Annotated in this window: 18 protein-coding genes and 1 riboswitch; of the genes, 9 read left to right on the plus strand and 9 right to left on the minus strand. The window is 63.2% G+C overall.

Annotated features, from left to right (window positions below):
* Positions 1–32 precede the first annotated feature (32 nt).
* From ACZ7GB_RS00225 to ACZ7GB_RS00240, 4 genes are all read right to left on the minus strand, one after another.
* Positions 33–1,394, minus strand: a complete 1,362-nt coding sequence (locus ACZ7GB_RS00225) for a CmpA/NrtA family ABC transporter substrate-binding protein (RefSeq protein ID WP_472157093.1) — start codon at positions 1,392–1,394, stop codon at positions 33–35.
* A 283-nt stretch (positions 1,395–1,677) separates the two neighbouring features.
* Complete coding sequence (locus ACZ7GB_RS00230) at positions 1,678–2,856, minus strand: ABC transporter substrate-binding protein (protein ID WP_472157095.1); 1,179 nt, start codon at positions 2,854–2,856, stop codon at positions 1,678–1,680.
* Positions 2,853–3,437: an ANTAR domain-containing response regulator gene (locus tag ACZ7GB_RS00235; RefSeq protein WP_274961627.1), complete on the minus strand. Its 585-nt coding sequence runs from the start codon at positions 3,435–3,437 to the stop codon at positions 2,853–2,855. Before ACZ7GB_RS00235 ends, ACZ7GB_RS00230 begins: the two co-directional genes overlap by 4 nt.
* A gap of 498 nt (positions 3,438–3,935) precedes the next feature.
* Positions 3,936–4,097: a hypothetical protein gene (locus ACZ7GB_RS00240; RefSeq protein WP_472157097.1), complete on the minus strand. Its 162-nt coding sequence runs from the start codon at positions 4,095–4,097 to the stop codon at positions 3,936–3,938.
* Between the two features lie 49 nt (positions 4,098–4,146).
* Between ACZ7GB_RS00240 and ACZ7GB_RS00245 the strand changes: the two genes are divergently transcribed.
* The 5 genes from ACZ7GB_RS00245 to ACZ7GB_RS00265 all read left to right on the plus strand — a co-directional run bounded on the left by ACZ7GB_RS00245 (position 4,147) and on the right by ACZ7GB_RS00265 (position 7,660).
* Entirely contained in the window at positions 4,147–4,347 is a 201-nt protein-coding gene (locus ACZ7GB_RS00245; RefSeq protein ID WP_472157099.1) for a hypothetical protein, read from the plus strand.
* Between the two features lie 820 nt (positions 4,348–5,167).
* Complete coding sequence (locus ACZ7GB_RS00250) at positions 5,168–5,437, plus strand: DUF982 domain-containing protein (protein WP_472157101.1); 270 nt, start codon at positions 5,168–5,170, stop codon at positions 5,435–5,437.
* 124 nt (positions 5,438–5,561) lie between these two features.
* Entirely contained in the window at positions 5,562–6,227 is a 666-nt protein-coding gene (locus ACZ7GB_RS00255; protein ID WP_472157103.1) for a lysophospholipid acyltransferase family protein, read from the plus strand.
* Positions 6,228–6,445: 218 nt separating this feature from the next.
* The gene (rlmF, locus tag ACZ7GB_RS00260) at positions 6,446–7,351 is read left to right on the plus strand and encodes a 23S rRNA (adenine(1618)-N(6))-methyltransferase RlmF (RefSeq protein ID WP_472157105.1); all 906 of its coding nucleotides are present in this window, start codon (positions 6,446–6,448) and stop codon (positions 7,349–7,351) included.
* A gap of 69 nt (positions 7,352–7,420) precedes the next feature.
* The gene (locus tag ACZ7GB_RS00265) at positions 7,421–7,660 is read left to right on the plus strand and encodes an SIP domain-containing protein (RefSeq protein ID WP_472157895.1); all 240 of its coding nucleotides are present in this window, start codon (positions 7,421–7,423) and stop codon (positions 7,658–7,660) included.
* Positions 7,661–7,736: 76 nt separating this feature from the next.
* Here ACZ7GB_RS00265 and tenA read toward each other — a convergent pair whose 3' ends face one another.
* From tenA to thiM, 4 genes are read right to left on the minus strand one after another with little or no spacing between them, the layout of a single operon-like run.
* Entirely contained in the window at positions 7,737–8,408 is a 672-nt protein-coding gene (tenA, locus tag ACZ7GB_RS00270; protein ID WP_472157107.1) for a thiaminase II, read from the minus strand.
* A complete protein-coding gene (gene thiD / locus ACZ7GB_RS00275; RefSeq protein ID WP_472157109.1) occupies positions 8,405–9,208 on the minus strand; it encodes a bifunctional hydroxymethylpyrimidine kinase/phosphomethylpyrimidine kinase in 804 nt (267 codons plus the stop codon). The genes tenA and thiD overlap by 4 nt, the downstream gene beginning before the upstream one ends.
* On the minus strand, positions 9,205–9,816 hold the full coding sequence (thiE, locus tag ACZ7GB_RS00280) for a thiamine phosphate synthase (protein WP_472157111.1): 612 nt from the start codon (positions 9,814–9,816) through the stop codon (positions 9,205–9,207). Before thiE ends, thiD begins: the two co-directional genes overlap by 4 nt.
* The gene (thiM, locus tag ACZ7GB_RS00285; protein WP_472157113.1) at positions 9,813–10,601 is read right to left on the minus strand and encodes a hydroxyethylthiazole kinase; all 789 of its coding nucleotides are present in this window, start codon (positions 10,599–10,601) and stop codon (positions 9,813–9,815) included. Before thiM ends, thiE begins: the two co-directional genes overlap by 4 nt.
* A 62-nt stretch (positions 10,602–10,663) precedes the next feature.
* A riboswitch (TPP riboswitch) is annotated at positions 10,664–10,758 on the minus strand.
* A gap of 210 nt (positions 10,759–10,968) precedes the next feature.
* On the opposite strand from thiM, the gene queC reads away from it, so the two are divergent.
* The 3 genes from queC to queE are packed head-to-tail and all read left to right on the plus strand — an operon-like array spanning position 10,969 to position 12,730.
* Positions 10,969–11,670 (plus strand): 7-cyano-7-deazaguanine synthase QueC, encoded by a 702-nt coding sequence (gene queC, locus ACZ7GB_RS00290; protein WP_472157115.1) that lies wholly within the window; start codon positions 10,969–10,971, stop codon positions 11,668–11,670.
* The gene (gene queD, locus ACZ7GB_RS00295; RefSeq protein WP_472157117.1) at positions 11,670–12,023 is read left to right on the plus strand and encodes a 6-carboxytetrahydropterin synthase QueD; all 354 of its coding nucleotides are present in this window, start codon (positions 11,670–11,672) and stop codon (positions 12,021–12,023) included. The genes queC and queD overlap by 1 nt, the downstream gene beginning before the upstream one ends.
* Complete coding sequence (gene queE, locus ACZ7GB_RS00300; protein WP_472157119.1) at positions 12,020–12,730, plus strand: 7-carboxy-7-deazaguanine synthase QueE; 711 nt, start codon at positions 12,020–12,022, stop codon at positions 12,728–12,730. Before queD ends, queE begins: the two co-directional genes overlap by 4 nt.
* A gap of 48 nt (positions 12,731–12,778) precedes the next feature.
* On the opposite strand, the gene ACZ7GB_RS00305 is transcribed toward queE, so the two are convergent.
* Positions 12,779–14,848 (minus strand): ATP-binding protein, encoded by a 2,070-nt coding sequence (locus ACZ7GB_RS00305; RefSeq protein ID WP_472157121.1) that lies wholly within the window; start codon positions 14,846–14,848, stop codon positions 12,779–12,781.
* Positions 14,849–14,979: 131 nt separating this feature from the next.
* Here ACZ7GB_RS00305 and ACZ7GB_RS00310 point away from each other — a divergent pair, with 131 nt between their 5' ends.
* Positions 14,980–15,648, plus strand: coding sequence for a GntR family transcriptional regulator (locus ACZ7GB_RS00310; RefSeq protein ID WP_472157123.1), 669 nt, complete (start codon positions 14,980–14,982; stop codon positions 15,646–15,648).
* The last annotated feature ends 60 nt before the right edge of the window (positions 15,649–15,708 follow it).

Below are 15,708 nucleotides of genomic sequence, written 5' to 3' on the forward strand. Positions count from 1 at the left end.
ACCTCGGTGGCCCCGCCCGCAAGTCAGGGGAGTTACCCTTCGACCTTGTTGCCGACGACTTTCTGGCCCGATTTCAGACCGATCGGCAGGCTGTCGATATAGGCGTTGGGGGTGCGGCCGTTATACTCGACACCGTCGATGATGTCGGAGGTGGGCTCACGATACCCATCGGTATCCCAAGGGAAATCCGCCTTGTCCGCGATACCTTCATCGACCAGCATCTGGGCGGCCTGCAGGTAGATCTCGGGCTTGTAGACGGACTTTGCGACCTCGTCATACCAGTCGTCGCTCTGGCTCTCGGGGATCTGGCCCCAGCGGCGCATCTGGCTGAGATACCAGACCGCATCCGAGTAGTAGGGATAGGTCGCGTAGTAGCGGAAGAACACGTTGAAGTCCGGAACGTCGCGCTTGTCGCCCTTCTCATACTCAAAGGTGCCGGTCATCGAGTTCGCGATCACCTCGGCATCCGCGCCCACATATTCCGAGCGGGCCAGAATCTCGACCGCCTCGGGGCGGTTGGCGTTGTCGTTCTCATCGAGCCACATCGCCGCGCGGATCAGCGCCTTGGTCAGTGCGAGCGTGGTGTTCGGGTTTTCCTTGGCGAATTCGGCGGTGATGCCGAAGACCTTCTCCGGGTTGTTCTTCCAGATCTCGTAATCGGTGATCACCGGAACGCCGATGCCCTTGAAGACGGCCTGCTGGTTCCACGGCTCGCCCACGCAATAGCCGTAGATGGTGCCGGCCTCGAGGGTCGCGGGCATCTGCGGCGGGGGCGTCACGGACAGCAGCACATCGGCGCCGATCTGGCCCGACACGTCGTCGGGCGAGTAATAGCCCGGCTCCAGACCGCCCGCGGCCAGCCAGTAGCGCAGCTCGTAATTGTGGGTCGAGACCGGGAACACCATGCCCATGTTGAAGGGCTTGCCTTCGGCGCGGTAGCTCTCGACGACCGGCTTGAGCGCCGAGGCCGAGATCGGGTGCACGGGCTTGCCCGCGTCATCGACGGGGATGTTCTTCTTCATCTCTGCCCAGACTTCGTTCGACACGGTGATGCCGTTGCCGTTCAGGTCCATCGAGAAGGGTGTGATGACATGCGCCTTGGTGCCGAAGCCGATGGTCGCTGCCAGCGGCTGACCGGCCAGCATATGCGCCCCGTCCAGTTCGCCGTCGATCACGCGGTCGAGCAGAACCTTCCAGTTCGCCTGCGGCTCGAGCGTGACGAAGAGGCCCTCATCCTCGAAATAGCCCTTCTCATAGGCCACCGCGAGCGGCGCCATATCGGTGAGTTTGATGAAGCCGAATTTCAGCTCGTCCTTCTCGACATCGAGCATTTCCGCCAGCGCGGGGCTGACAAGGCAGGTGGTGGTGGCAATGGCTGCCAGAAGCTTTTTCATCGTTACGGTCCCTGTTGCATCGTCATGTGCGTCGAAAACGAAAAAGCCGCCCGACCCGAGCGCGCCACTTCCAAGGGAGGAGGAAGATCGGCGATCAGGGTCGAACGGCTTTGTTCGGAGCCTCACAGCGATGCGAGGCGGAATATGTTGGAAATCGAAACGCCCTTGCTTCGATAGGACCAGAAAACGACCTTTGCACCCGCAGCGTCAACAATTGGGTTTCATGCTGCGCCTGCGAAGAGACGATTTTCTGCAGCGCGCTTAGAAAATGCTCACGAAACCGTCATGAATTCGCGAAAGGATCAAAAATCCAGCCGTCGAAGAACGCATCGCTCGGCAGAATCACCTGCCCCTGAATGGCCGGGATGGCGCCCGGAGCGGTCAGCGCGCCTTCGATCTTGTCGCGCGCCTCGGGCAGATCCGCGCCCAGATCGGCGAGATTGCGGGTGTAGAGATCGGTCCGGCAAATCGCTCGGGCCGAGGCCATCGCCTCCTCGCGCGACAGCCCCAGTCTTGTCGCGAGCCTTGCGGCCACGAGGGCACCCTGCGAGGCCCAGGGGTAGCCCGCCGCGCCGGTCTGGAAGCTCATATAGCCCGGCACGCTGCGCATCTCGCCCCGCGGCGAGATCACGAGATTGCCGGTCAACGTCCGTTCTATCAGTTCCGGCGGCAGGTCGAGATAGTCGCGCCGGGCAAGCAGCTCGGCCGCCGTCAGAAGGTTGCGCTCATGTCCAAGCCATCGCCCGGCCTGCCACACCGCCCGCATCAACCGCCGCGTCAGCCCCGGCTCGGCTTCGGCCCAGTCGTGGCGCACGGCCAGAACCTTCTCCGGCGCGTTGGCGCGGATCGCCGTGCCGGGCAGCAGCATTTCACCGACCCGGTTCTCCACCGCGATAGAGCCCCAGGGCGCCCCCACGCAGAACACATCGATCTCGTCCGCCGCCAAGGCCTCCGCCATCAAAGGCGGCGGGACGGTGTGAACGTCGAGATTCTGTGGCGCGCTCAACCCGATCGCACCCAGCCAGTGATAGAGCAACTCCGCATGCATCGAGAACGGAAACGGCACGCCGATGCGCAGACGGCCCGACGCGCCCGCGATCAGAGCCTCGCCCGCCGCGCGCGCATCCGCGAAATCGAACCCGTAGCCCTGCGCCCGCATTCGATCGGCCAGCGCACGCGACACGCCGATCGAATTGCCGTTATGCGACAGGATCTGCAGGATATCGATGCGCGTGTTGAACCCGCCCAGCCCCAAAGCGGCGGCAATCGGCATCGGAAACAGCATATGGGCGGCTTCGATCCGCCCCAGCATCAGCTGATCGCGCAAGGTCGACCAGCTCGGCGCGGCATTGAGCGTCAGCGCGAGCCCCTCTTCCTCGGCGAAACCAATCTCGCGCGCGATGATCAGCGGCGCCGCATCGACGAGCGGGATATATCCGACCGAAATCGGCACACCGCTCATGACAGGAGCCCCGCGGCCGTCACCAGCGCATGGGCGACATCCGCGACCCGCCTGCCCTGATCCATCGCCGTCCTGCGCAGCAGCGCATAGGCCGCGTCCTCGTCGATCCCGCGCGCCTTCATCAACAGACCCTTTGCGCGGTCGATCACCTTGCGCTCTTCCAGCGCGCGCCGGGTGGTCTCCAGCTCGGTCCGCATCCGCTGCACCATGTTGAACCGCGCAATCGCGGCATCCATGATCGGCTTGATGCGATCCGCGCGCAGCCCGTCGACCACATAGGCGGAGACGCCCGCATCGATCGCGGCCTTCGTCGCCCCGTCATCCGAGCGATCGACGAACATCGCCACCGGACGCTCCAGCGGCCCCGAGGCCAGCGTCAGCTCTTCGAGCATGTCCCGCGAGGGGCTCGCCATATCGACCAGAACTATATCAGGATTCATTTCTGAAATCCGCCGCGCGAGACCTGTCGTCTCCGGGATCACGGTGATCTCGTAAGACCCCGCTTCGCGCAGACTGTCCTCGATGAGCCCCGCGCGCTCCGGGTCTGTTTCAATCACAATGATGGAGAGAGCTTCGGGCATCGATCACATTCGTTTTCCGTTGCGACCGGCATAGAGCCAGCGGACGCACATACGAAGTGCGGACGCAGATCGGACAAGCTCTAATTCACGGCTGACGGATTGGCGGTCAGCTTTCGAGCTCGATGCCTGATTTTTGTGCAATTCGCGGTGTGTCTCTGGTCACTCCAACAGCAAGAGATCCAGGCGGCCCGGTTCGGGAATTTGACCCCAGGCCATTCGCCTCGTCACACTGTGGAGACGTATCTTCGTTGTCGGCGCGAAGTCTGGAAACCGAATGCTCCGAGCAGTTGACCTTATCGGCTCTGCGAAAAGTTTGCTGACCTAGTCGCTTGTTCAACCACCCGACTGACCCGCCTTGCAAAAAAGCGAAGCGGCAGGAGTTTCCCCCTGCCGCTCCACGTCCCGGCACGTCGTGTGGCGAGCATCGGCCGGTTCGCGTAGAACCTCACATCGCTCAGCCTTCATGCCGGGAATTCCGATCCTGATCTTCGCGAAGACCTATTTCTGCGCGCTGCGCGGCGCGGTGCTTTCCGCGTTCGCAGCTTTCTCTTCGGACAGTGTCCGGAAGAAATGAGGCCAGGCGAGGGCGGCATGGCCCTTGTTGCTCGCGATGTCATTCGTCTGGGGCGTCTTACCCTTGGGCAGTTTTTCGATAGCCATGTTCGGCCCTCCATTTTACCCGCGAGGGATACTCGCGGAATTCCTCTGGATGACCGAAAGCTTCGGTCAGTTTCGCTCGTGTCGCGGCGGCGCCTCCAAGGATGAGGCGCGATGCGGTGTCCGTCCGGTCCCGAGCCGTCGGGGCTTTCGGGGGCAGATCACGGAAGACGCCGTCGAAGTCGTGTTTGCGGGCCATAGTCCCGCTCTGGTCGCGAAATCCGGTCTGAAGACCGGCTACGGAACCGCATAAGCTGGTGCCAGATTGCAGGCGGTCTTACGACCGTCGCGCCCGGTTCCGAATTCTCAGGTAACGGCCTGTCCGTCTTCGCGCAGAGAGAGACATGCGCGCGCAAGGGCCGAGATGTGGACGAAGATATCCCGTCTGTAGAACAGATCAGCCAAGCTCAGTCATTTCAGTAGGAAGACCGGAGCCGGCAGAGAAGAGAAATTACAGATGAGACGAGCGTAGTCCGGTATACCTAAGTGACCGCGGCCCCTTTTGCAAAGGAAATCAGCAGCGAGCGAACGGCACGCACGGCCACGTCTTTCCGAGCGCGCAATTTATATCTCGTACAATCAAGCCGTTGCGCGAAAATTCCGGTGCCGAAACGCAATTTCCTCGTAATTTGGGCGCAAATCCCTTATGTCTGCACTCGCATATCTTAATTCTCGGACCCTGTTCCTCCCGGCTCAGCGACGATCTTGAGCTTTGTCGGGCCGCAGCTTTTCAAAGGCGGCAGTAAGGAAAAGGAGCTTCCCATCGGCCCATGGTGCCGTGACGCCGTTCGAGCAGACCAACCCATTCAGCCCTCCTACCGGGATGAACTTGGTCGATACCGCAATTTCTGCCCCTCGCGACCTCCACGAGAGCTTCGCATGTCAGAGGGGCCGGACCGCGATCCGCGCGCATTGACGCTGACGCCTCGCGATCCGCTCGGGATACCAAACCGGCGCGCCCTCGCGCGCAGACCCAATTCACCGCATAGAAACGGCTTAGCCCGCACTATGCCTCCGTGATCGCGCGACCGTTCAAATCGGAGCCGTCACGACCGCTTAGAAAGATACGAACCTTGATCGAAATTTACTGGGGCAAACCCATCTCCCTCGTCGTGTCGCCGGACGGCGACGTCAAAACCTTCAGCACCATCGAACAGGTGCATTACTGGCTGCGCGAGAAATGGCCGGTCAGTGATACCGCACAGATCCGTGCAATTGACCGCGTCGAAGCTGCCATGGAATGTCTGGGCACCGTGGGCGACGCGCGCAGCGCGTTCCTCGGGGCCGCGACCACCGCCGGCTTTTCGCCTTTCGAAACGATGGATCACTCGATTGCAGCCTGATCACACAGCACATACGGCGTCGCGCGCGCGACGCGGACGGGCCCGGTCGGCGCCGCGGTTCGAAGGCCTGCGCTCAAAGCTCTTCGACGTAGCCTTCGGGGCGTGGACGGCACTGCAAGCGCCGATGATTCCGGTCCTCGCGCTGGCGCGGCGCCCCCGGCTCGTGCGCGCCGCCGTGCGGGTCTGGACAGGCGGGGTTTTCGCGCTCGCACGCGGGATCCTGCGGTTGCGCGTGCGCGAGCAAGGGCTCGAGAACAAACATCTCGACAGCCCCTGCATCTATGTCTGCAACCACCAATCCACATGGGAGACGCTGGCCTTCAACCAGCTTGTCCCCGATGTCTGCATCATCGCGAAACGCGAATTGCGGCGTATCCCGATCTTCGGCTGGTTCCTCGAACATTCGCCGATGATCCTGATCGACCGCAGCGGCGGCGGGCGCGCCCTTGCCGGGATGATCACCCAGGCGCGCGAAGAGGCTGCCAAAGGCCGCTCGATCCTGATCTTCCCCGAAGGCACACGGGTCGGCGTGACTGATCGCTGCGAATTCCAGCCGGGCCTGATCGCGCTTTATCGCAAGCTCGGCCTGCCGATCGTGCCGGTCGCCCATAACGCGGGCCATGTCTGGCGCAGGGACGTGAAGACCGGTGGCACAATCACCGTCGCCTATTTCCCAGCAATCCCGCCCGGGCTTCCGGGCGCCGAGGTGAGCGCGCAGGTCGAAGAACTTCTCAATGTCGAGAAAGACCGCCTGCCCCCCTGCACAGCTCTGAGCGACAACGCAAAATAGGTGGCGCCCTTTTGGCAGTGGGCCGCCCTCGCCTCTTGTGGTGCGGGCCCGCTGGCCCCGTCCCTATCGAGCTTAGGCATTCCGACCGCGACACATCCCAGACATATTGATATCGGTGACACGCGGGCCGATCAGGCATTTCTCATGCCTCGATGAAGATCTAAGGTCGACATCCTGTTGGACACGCTGCCTCCACCGCTATGCATGAAGGTTTTTCCATGGCCACCAAACCGATGTTGCACCCGCGCAATCAACACCGGGCGGGGTACGACTTTGAGCGCCTGATCGTGGAAACTCCTGAGCTGGAAGCATTTGCCACGAGAAACCCGCGCGGTCGGATGACGATCGATTTTGCGGACGTGGATGCGGTTCGCATGCTCAACCGTGCACTCTTGCGGACGCATTACGACATTGATTTCTGGGATATTCCGGCCACTTATCTATGCCCTCCGATCCCCGGCCGTGTCGATTACATCCACTATCTCGCGGATCTTCTGGCCGAGTGTAACGACCATGAGATCCCGCACGGGCGCGAGATCAAGGCGCTCGACATAGGGACCGGCGCCAGCCTCGTCTACCCGCTGACCGGTCAGCATGAATATGGCTGGGAGTTCACAGGCGTCGATATCGATCCGGTGTCGATCAAGTCGGCGGCGGAGATTTGCGACCGCAACGGTCTGGACATCGGGCTCAGACGCCAGCCTGATCCCGAGGATATCTTCGAAGGCGTGATCGGTCCCGACGATATCTTCCATGTCACCCTGTGCAATCCGCCGTTTCATGCGTCCATTGAGCAGGCGGACAAAGGCACCCGGCGCAAGTGGCGGAATTTGGGGAAAGGTCACTCGAAGAAACTCAATTTCGGCGGCCAGAACGCCGAACTCTGGTGCCCCGGTGGCGAAATCGGCTTCATCGCCAGAATGATCGAGCAGAGCATGGACGTCGCCGATCAATGCCTGTGGTTTACCTCTCTGGTGTCGAAGAAAGACAACCTTCAGCCCATTTCCAAGCTGCTGCGCAAGGCGAGGGTTGCCGAGTCCAGGGTCGTCGAAATGGCGCAGGGGCAGAAGACAAGCCGGTTCATAGCCTGGACCTATTATCCCAAAGCACAGCGATCCCTGTAGGGGGATCGGGTTCATCGACAGGACGCAAGGGGTGGCGCCTGCTCAAGAGCGACGGGCGCATTCGAAAGGATTTCGGATCACGTCGCGCTCTGGACGCATCTAGCGGATCCGGCAGATGGCAATGCGCTCCGCCGGTTGCTGGACCGCATTGCCCTGCCGCCGCGGACATTTGTCTGGATCGCGGCCGAAGCCAGCGTCGCAAGCGCCCTGCGCGACGATCTGATCGCACGCGGTCATCCGAAGGAATGGCTGAAGGCTTCAGGATACTGGATTGCCGGACAGGTCGACGGTTCGGCCAAGGACCTTTGAGAGGCGCAGGCCCGCGCGGAGAATTCCGTCGCGGGCTTGGAACCGGTCCACCGAGAGAGTCAGGTGCGCGCGACATTCATGCGGCAGGCCGCCGCCAGCTCTCGCGGTGATAAGCGCTGTCCCAGAACCGCCATTCATGCCAGCAACTGCGGGCGAAGGCGCGGTGCATCCGCTGGCGGGCGGCCTCATCGGCCTTCGCGCCCAGCCTGTCGGTCAGCGCCAGCATCCGTTCCACGCTCTGATCGAAAGTCTCGCCCGAATAGGTCGCGATCCAGGCGGCATAAGGGTTCGCGTCCCCGCTGACCTGCGCAATTTCCCGGCCGATATCGCGATAAATCCAGAAGCAGGGCAACAGGGCCGCCACCGCTTCGGGGAAATCGCCCGTCGTGGCACTGCGCAGAAGGAAGGACACGTAGTGATCACAGGCGGCAGAGGGCTCGATCTTCGCGAAATCGTCGGCCGAGACGCCGAACAGCCCCATGTAATGCGCGTGCAATTCCCGCTCGACCGCGATCGCCCCCGCCGCCGAACCCGAGAGCTGCGCGACGGTCGGTGCATCGGGGGCTTTCGCGGCGGCGAGTGCGAGGGCCCGGGCGAAGCCTTCGAGATAATGCGCGTCCTGAATGATGTAGCCTTGGAACGTTTCCGGATCGAGGCGGCCCTCCGCCAATTCGCGATTGAAGGGCATGTCGTGGATCTGGCGGCGCAGCGGCGCGGTTGCCTGCGCGAGGTCTTGGGTGAAGCTCATCGGCCTACCTCCTGAAATGTGTGGAAATGGTGCACCGGGCCGTGGCCCGAGCCGACGGACAGCCGATCGGCCCCAGCAATCGCGGCGCTCAGATAGGCTTTCGCGCGGCGGGTGGCGTCCGGAAGCGGACGCCCCGCCCCGAGCCATGTCGCCAGCGCAGAGGACAGGGTGCAGCCGGTGCCGTGAGTGTTGCGCGTCGCGATGCGCGGCGCGTCGAGGCGGAGTTCCTCTTGCTCGGTGACCAGCAGATCCGGGCTTTGATCGTCCTGCAGGTGCCCACCCTTCAGCAGCACCGCACGCGGCCCGAGCGCGCGCAGCGCATGGGCCTGATCACGCATCTCATCAAGTGTCGTCGCCTCGGCGCAGCCCAGGAGATCGGCGGCCTCAGGCAGGTTCGGCGTGATCAGATCAGCGCGCGGCAGCAGGTTGCGCAGCGCTGTCACCGCCGCCTCTGCCAGTAGCCGATCCCCGCCTTTTGCAACCATCACCGGGTCGAGCACCACCGGACACTCAAGCCCCGCCAGCCCCTCGGCCACTGTCTCGATGATCGCGGCATCGCCCAGCATCCCGATCTTGATCGCGTCGATCCGAATGTCATCGCGCAGCGACGCCATCTGCGCCGCGATCAGCCCGGTTTCGCACAGGCTGACCGCCTGCACGCCGCAGGTATTCTGCGCAGTCAGCGCGGTGATCACGCTCATCGCGTAGCCGCCATTGGCGGAGATGGCCTTGATATCGGCCTGAATGCCCGCCCCGCCCGATGGATCGGAGCCGGCGATGGTGAGAATATTCGGGATCATTGGTCGCTCCATGCGCTGCGCAGGGTTCGGGTGGCGCGCGCCATGTCAGGGGCGCGCGAGATGGCGGAAATCACGGCAAGACCGGCACCGCCCGCCGCGCGGATTGCGGGTGCATCGGTGGCGGTGATCCCGCCGATCGCGAGGCAAGGAAGGCGCGTGCGCGAGACGATCTTGGCAAAACCGGCATGGCCGATCGGGGCCGCGTGATCGGGCTTCGAGCCGGTCGCATGGATCGGGCCGACGCCGAGATAATCGACGCCGGCAGGCACGGTGGCGATCTGCGCCTCGGTCTCGATGGAGAGGCCAAGGAGCATGTCGGGCCCGATCCTGCGACGGATCGCGGCGGGATCGCCATCGCTCTGTCCGATATGCAGACCGGCGGCGCCGATCTCGATGGCCACGGCGACCCGGTCATTCACGATCAGCGGGACGTCATAGGGGGCGAGCGCCGAGATCAGCACCCGGGCGAGTGCTGCGAACTCCGGATCGGGGAGCGTCTTGTCGCGCAGCTGCACCCAGCCCGCGCCGCCCTCAGCCGCAGCGATAGCCTGCGCGATCACGGGCTGCGGAGCGTCCGGGTCGGTGACGAAACAGATGGGCGGGATCATGCGGTCTCGATCCGAGCGCCAGCGCTCAGCGCCTCGGCGTCGATGGCATGGAGCGCATCGAGGAAGGCGACCTGAAAGCTGCCCGGACCTTGGGCGGTCACGCCAGCGCGCTCTCCCGCAAGCCCGAAATAGGCCAGCGCCGCGACCACTGCCTCGAACCGGGGCTGGCCTGCCAGAAAGGCGGCGACCACACCGGTCAGCGAACAGCCCAAAGCGGTCACGCGGGGCATCATCGCATGGCCATTCGCAACCCGCGCGGCGCGCTCCCCATCTGTCACGAAATCCACCGCGCCGGTCACTGCGACCACGGCCCCGCTATGGCGCGCCAAGGCCCGCGCGGCGTCTTCAGCCGTCTCGACGCTCTCGGTGGAATCCGCCCCTTTCCCCGCGCCGGCCTCGCCCGCAAGCGCAAGGATCTCCGACGCGTTGCCGCGGATTACCGTCGGACGCAGCTCCACCAGCCGCGCCCCGAGAGCGCGCCGATAACCCGTCGCGCCGACCGCGACCGGGTCGAGCACCCACGGAATATCCTTGGCGCGCGCGACCGTGGCCGCCGCCTCCATCGCCTCCGCCCATGGCGGCGACACCGTGCCGATATTGATACTCAGCGCCTGCGCGATCCCGGCGAACTCGGCCGCCTCCTCGCGCGCATGGACCATCGCGGGCGAAGCGCCGGACGCGAGCAGCACATTCGCCATCACGTTCATCGCGACGTAATTGGTGATGTTGTGAACGAGCGGCGCGGTCTGCCGCATTGTTGCGAGATATTGTCCGGGGTCTTCCATCGCACTCTCCTTGGCTGCGGGCAGCAAGAGGAGTGCGAGGGGGGCAAAGGCGGGACTGCGCCTGACCGTCTCACGCGCCTCCCTCCGCCGGCATTATCCGGTTCAGGTTCTAAGGGTTCGTCTCAGCCCGGTTTCCCGAGCGCCCCTGTCGCTTCGCCCAAAGAGGTGACACCGTCGGAGCCCCCCGTCAAGCGGTGTGACGACAAGCGGTGGGACGACAAGCGGGGGCCTCGATGGTTCGCGTCTGTCCAATCGCGCGATCGTTGCAATCTATCCGGCGCGCCGCCCTTGCAGAGCCCTGCCCCATCCTTTAGAGGCCCGCTCAACCGGTCGCAGCCTACCCGGTCATCAAAACAAGGGTTCAAATATGAAGACTCTCGTCATCTGCTCGGGCGGACTCGATTCCGTGTCGCTCGCCCATATCGTCGCCGCTGAGGGTAATCTCACGCGGCTTGTTTCCTTCGATTACGGCCAACGGCACCGCAAGGAGCTTGATTACGCCGCCGCCGCCGCGCGGCGTCTTGGCGTCCCGCATCATCTCATCGACATGCGCCCCATCGGTGCCGCGCTGACCGGATCGGCGCTGACCGACGATATCGACGTGCCCGACGGGCATTACGCCGAAGAGACGATGCGCATCACCGTCGTCCCGAACCGCAACGCGATCATGCTCGCCATCGGCTTTGGCGTGGCCGCCGCGAATGGCGACGAGGCCGTGGCGACTGCGGTGCATGGGGGCGATCACTTCATCTATCCCGATTGCCGACCCGCCTTCACCGAGGCCTTCGATGCGATGCAGCGCATGGCGCTCGACGGCTATGCCGATGTGCGACTTGAGACGCCTTTCGTTCATCGCTCCAAGGCCGACATCGTGGCCGAAGGGGCCAAACACGACACGCCCTTTGCCGAGACGTGGTCGTGCTACAAAGGTGGCGATGTGCATTGCGGGCGCTGCGGCACCTGCGTCGAGCGGCGCGAGGCGTTCCATCTTGCGGGCGTCGAAGACCCGACCGTCTATGCCGATCCTGATTTCTGGGCCAAGGCCGTCGCCGAGAAGGAGGCCCGCTGATGTTCCGTATCCGCAAGGAATTTCACTTTTCCGCCTCGCATCAGCTTGCACATCTGCCCGAAGATCACCAATGCGCGCGCCTGCATGGGCATAATTACATCGTGGTGGTCGAGCTGGCCGCCGCGACGCTCGATGAAAACGGGTTCGTGCGCGACTATCACGATCTGAAACCGCTCAAGACCTATATCGACGACACTTTCGATCACCGGCACCTGAACGACGTGATGGACGTGCCCTCGACCGCCGAGAATATGGCCAAGCATTTCTACGACTGGTGCAAGGCGCGGTGGCCCGAGACCAGTGCGGCGCTGGTCAGCGAGACGCCCAAGACCTGGGCCGAGTATCGTCCATGACGACCCTGCGCATCGCCGAGATTTTCGGCCCGACCATTCAGGGCGAAGGCGCGCTGATCGGCGAGCCCACGCTTTTCGTGCGCGCGGGCGGCTGCGATTACCGCTGTTCGTGGTGCGACAGCCTCCACGCGGTCGACAGCGCCTATCGCCACACATGGGCACCGATGAGTTCCGAGGAAGTCTGGGCGGAGCTGCGCCGCCTGTCGGGCGACCGGCCACTGACGATCTCGCTCAGCGGAGGCAACCCGGCCATTCAGGATTTCGGACCGCTGATCGCGCTCGGGCGGGCTGCCGGCTACCGTTTCGCCTGCGAGACGCAGGGCTCTGTCGCGCGGCCGTGGTTCGGCGACCTCGACACGCTGGTGCTGTCGCCCAAGCCGCCCTCGAGCGGGGAGCAGGTCGATTGGGGCGCTTTTGCCGCGTGCGTGGCAGCCGGAGAAACGGCCCGCAGCACCGTGATGAAGATCGTGATCTTCGACAGGGCGGATTACGATTGGGCGAAGGACGCCCATGTCCGCCACCCGGATCTGCCGCTCTATCTTCAGCCGGGCAATCCCGAGGTCGATCCCGAGGTTCCGGTCGATCCGCAGGGTCTGGCCGACCGGCTTGGCTGGCTGACGGACACCGCTATGGCGGATAACTGGTTTGCGCCCCGCATCCTGCCGCAGCTGCATGTTCTGATCTGGGGCAACAAGCGCGGCGTTTGATCCACAAAAGCGGCGAAGCGCCAAAACATCACTCGGGCGCGACCCGCGTCACGCAGGACTGCGGTTTGCGAAACTGGTGACGCGACGCACCATTTCGTCGAAATCGAACGGCTTCAGCAAGACTTCAGTATCCGTAAGCGTCGTGGCCGTTGCCGCTTCCTCATCATATCCGGTCATGAACATCACTCTCAGATCTTCTCGCGCTTCGCGCGCCCGGGCTGCGAGTTCTCGGCCCGTCATGCCGCCCGGCAAGCCGATATCCGTCAGGAGAAGCGTCACCTCGGGCTGGTCCTGCAGCACCTGAAGCCCGGCCGCCGCATGGGCCGCCTGATAAACCGTGAAGCCTGCCTCTTCCAAGGCCTCCACGACGACGAAACGCACGATCGCCTCATCGTCGACGACAAGGATCGTGTGTCCGCCCCCTGTGGCGGGCTCCTCACTTGCAGGCAGGTCCACCTCGGCGCGCGCGACCATCGCGACCGAGCGCGGGAGGAAAATGTTCACGGTCGTCCCCTTCCCCAGTTCGGAGTCGATCGTCGCGCATCCGCCGCTTTGGCGCGCGAACCCGTAGACCATCGAAAGCCCGAGGCCGGTGCCCTTCTCGCTGGGCTTCGTCGTGAAATAGGGATCGAAGGCTTTCGAGATTTCGTCCGAAGTCATCCCCGTTCCGGTGTCGTGCACGGACAGCCGCAGGTAGTCGCCGGGCGGAAGCTCCGAGTTCTCGGTCTCGATGGCCTCGTTGGTCGTGCTGATCGTGATCGTGCCACCATCGGGCATCGCATCGCGCGAATTGATGCACAGATTGAGAAGCGCGCTCTCAAGCTGGTTCGGGTCGACCATCGCGGGCCAAGCCTCCGCGTCGTCCTCCGCCCTTACCAGAATATGCGGCCCGATGGTGTGCCGCATCAGGTCTTCCATGCTGCGGACCAGTTGCGTCACATCGGTGGGCTTGGGCATCAGCGACTGCTGACGCGAGAAGGCGAGCAAACGCTGTGTGACGCTGGCGGCCCGTTCGGTCGACGCTTGCGCGGCTTCGAGATAGCGCAGAATTTCCTCGCGACGCCCGTCTTCGAGCCGCTTTGCGACGAAGTCGAGCGACCCGGAAATCGCCGTGAGGAGATTGTTGAAATCGTGGGCGAGCCCCCCGGTCAACTGCCCGACGGCCTCCATTTTCTGGGCCTGACGGAGCTCTCCCTCCCGCTGCATGAGTTTCGCGGTCTGCTCTTCGACGCGTTGCTCAAGGGTTTCATTCAGCTTGGACAGCTCGGCCGCCGCCTTGTCGCGCTCTTCGAGAATGGCGCGCCGGTCATCGAGATCCATCAGAACGCCTGCGAAGATGCGCGGCGTTTCGGCCTCCATGCGGCCATTGGCTTCGACCCAGTGATACAGCCCGTCGGCCCGCTTGACGCGAAACTGATATGCATACGGCGTCGTCTGCTGCGTGGCGCGATCGATCGCCGCCATCAGCCCCGGTTTGTCGTCCTCATGAACGTTCACGACAATCTGGTCGATCGTCAGACCTGCAGCGCCCTGCGCGGGATCGAGCCCCATGCTGCGCGAGAATTCTTCATCGAGATCGAAGGTTTCGCTGTCGAGATACCAAACCCAGGTGCCCAGAATTGCCCCGGCCGAGAGCGCGCGTGCGACGTGACGTGCACTTTTTTCCGCGCGGCGCTGGCTTTCGCGTAGCTCGCGCTCCTTCCGTTTGCGTTCGGTGATATCGCGAAACAGAACCGCGACCTGCGCTTTCGCGGCGGGCTCCACCCGCGTCGCGGAAACCTCGACGTGGCGCCCAACCTCGACAAATTCGCGCTCGAACCTCAGAGGCTCCCCGGTTCTGAGCACTTCGCCATAGATTTTGACCCACTCGGCCCCGTCTAGCGGTGCGACATCGAACACGGTCTTGCCGACGATACCATCGATCCCGGTATGTCTTTCGTAACCGGAATTGGCTTCGATATGGACATAGTCGCTGAGGGGCCCTCTGGGCCCGTCGATGAACTGGATGACGCAGAATCCGTCATCGATCAGCTCCATCAGGGCCTTGTAGCCGGCATCGGGAGCCGCGTCGTCCTCAGTTCCGCGCGCATCACGCCGGAAAGCTTCTTGCCAGGTCACATAAGATCCAATGCAGGTTAATGCGTCTCCACCACTGCCCAGAGATATATCTTTTCCTTAATCTTACAAACATGTTTCCGGTACATGAATGGGGGTGGACGAATTGCCGCCAGAATAATTATCTATAAATCATGACAGAGACGCCCCATGAAACACACTCACAGCGCATCGCGCGGATACTTTCAGATCGCATCATTTCCGGTGAGATTCCGCCCGGCGCCCGGCTGAGACAGGACCATATCGCGAGCGAGTTCGGCGCGAGCCACGTCCCGGTTCGGGAAGCCTTTCGCGAATTGCAGGCGCGCGGATTGGCCGAGAGCGAAGCGCGCCGCGGCTTTCGTGTGACCGAGTTCGACGTGGCCGAACTGCGCGAAGTGGCGGAGATGCGCGCCAGCCTCGAACCCTTGGCGCTGCGCCATGCAGCCCCGAACATGACACGCGCAATTCTCCAGAAAGCAGAACAGGTTACGCGTATCGGAGACAGTGCCAGAACAGTCCGTGATTGGGAGGCCGCGAACCGTCAATTCCACCAGTTGATCCTGACACCCTGCGGGATGCCACGACTTCTGGAGACGATCGACAATCTGCAGACGACCAGCGCACGCTTCCTTTTTGCTGCCTGGCGTCGCGACTGGGAAGCCCGCTCGGACCATGACCACCGGATCATCATCACCGCCCTCCACAAGGGGCAAACAGACCTGGCCTGCGCAACCTTGGCACGCCATGTCGGCTGGATCGGCAAACGCAAGTCATCGATAAAAAATGCCGACTCACACGAGACTTACGTGATTTCTGGATAATTATCTATAACTTCAATTGATAGCCCCGGATGTGCCTGCATAGTCATAGATAGAAATTCC

This window comes from Thioclava sp. PTB-PU3-1 (genome assembly GCF_055666785.1).

Coding starts and splice junctions, on each gene's coding strand:
- ACZ7GB_RS00230 (WP_472157095.1), bottom strand. CDS start 2,856: ATGAGCGGTGTGCCGATTTCGGTCGGATATATCCCGCTCGTCGATGCG.
- ACZ7GB_RS00255 (WP_472157103.1), top strand. CDS start 5,562: ATGATTCCGGTCCTCGCGCTGGCGCGGCGCCCCCGGCTCGTGCGCGCC.
- ACZ7GB_RS00235 (WP_274961627.1), bottom strand. CDS start 3,437: ATGCCCGAAGCTCTCTCCATCATTGTGATTGAAACAGACCCGGAGCGC.
- ACZ7GB_RS00310 (WP_472157123.1), top strand. CDS start 14,980: ATGACAGAGACGCCCCATGAAACACACTCACAGCGCATCGCGCGGATA.
- queD (WP_472157117.1), top strand. CDS start 11,670: ATGTTCCGTATCCGCAAGGAATTTCACTTTTCCGCCTCGCATCAGCTT.
- thiD (WP_472157109.1), bottom strand. CDS start 9,208: ATGATCCCGAATATTCTCACCATCGCCGGCTCCGATCCATCGGGCGGG.
- ACZ7GB_RS00225 (WP_472157093.1), bottom strand. CDS start 1,394: ATGAAAAAGCTTCTGGCAGCCATTGCCACCACCACCTGCCTTGTCAGC.
- ACZ7GB_RS00240 (WP_472157097.1), bottom strand. CDS start 4,097: ATGGCTATCGAAAAACTGCCCAAGGGTAAGACGCCCCAGACGAATGAC.
- thiM (WP_472157113.1), bottom strand. CDS start 10,601: ATGGAAGACCCCGGACAATATCTCGCAACAATGCGGCAGACCGCGCCG.
- queC (WP_472157115.1), top strand. CDS start 10,969: ATGAAGACTCTCGTCATCTGCTCGGGCGGACTCGATTCCGTGTCGCTC.
- queE (WP_472157119.1), top strand. CDS start 12,020: ATGACGACCCTGCGCATCGCCGAGATTTTCGGCCCGACCATTCAGGGC.
- thiE (WP_472157111.1), bottom strand. CDS start 9,816: ATGATCCCGCCCATCTGTTTCGTCACCGACCCGGACGCTCCGCAGCCC.
- ACZ7GB_RS00245 (WP_472157099.1), top strand. CDS start 4,147: ATGACCGAAAGCTTCGGTCAGTTTCGCTCGTGTCGCGGCGGCGCCTCC.
- rlmF (WP_472157105.1), top strand. CDS start 6,446: ATGGCCACCAAACCGATGTTGCACCCGCGCAATCAACACCGGGCGGGG.
- tenA (WP_472157107.1), bottom strand. CDS start 8,408: ATGAGCTTCACCCAAGACCTCGCGCAGGCAACCGCGCCGCTGCGCCGC.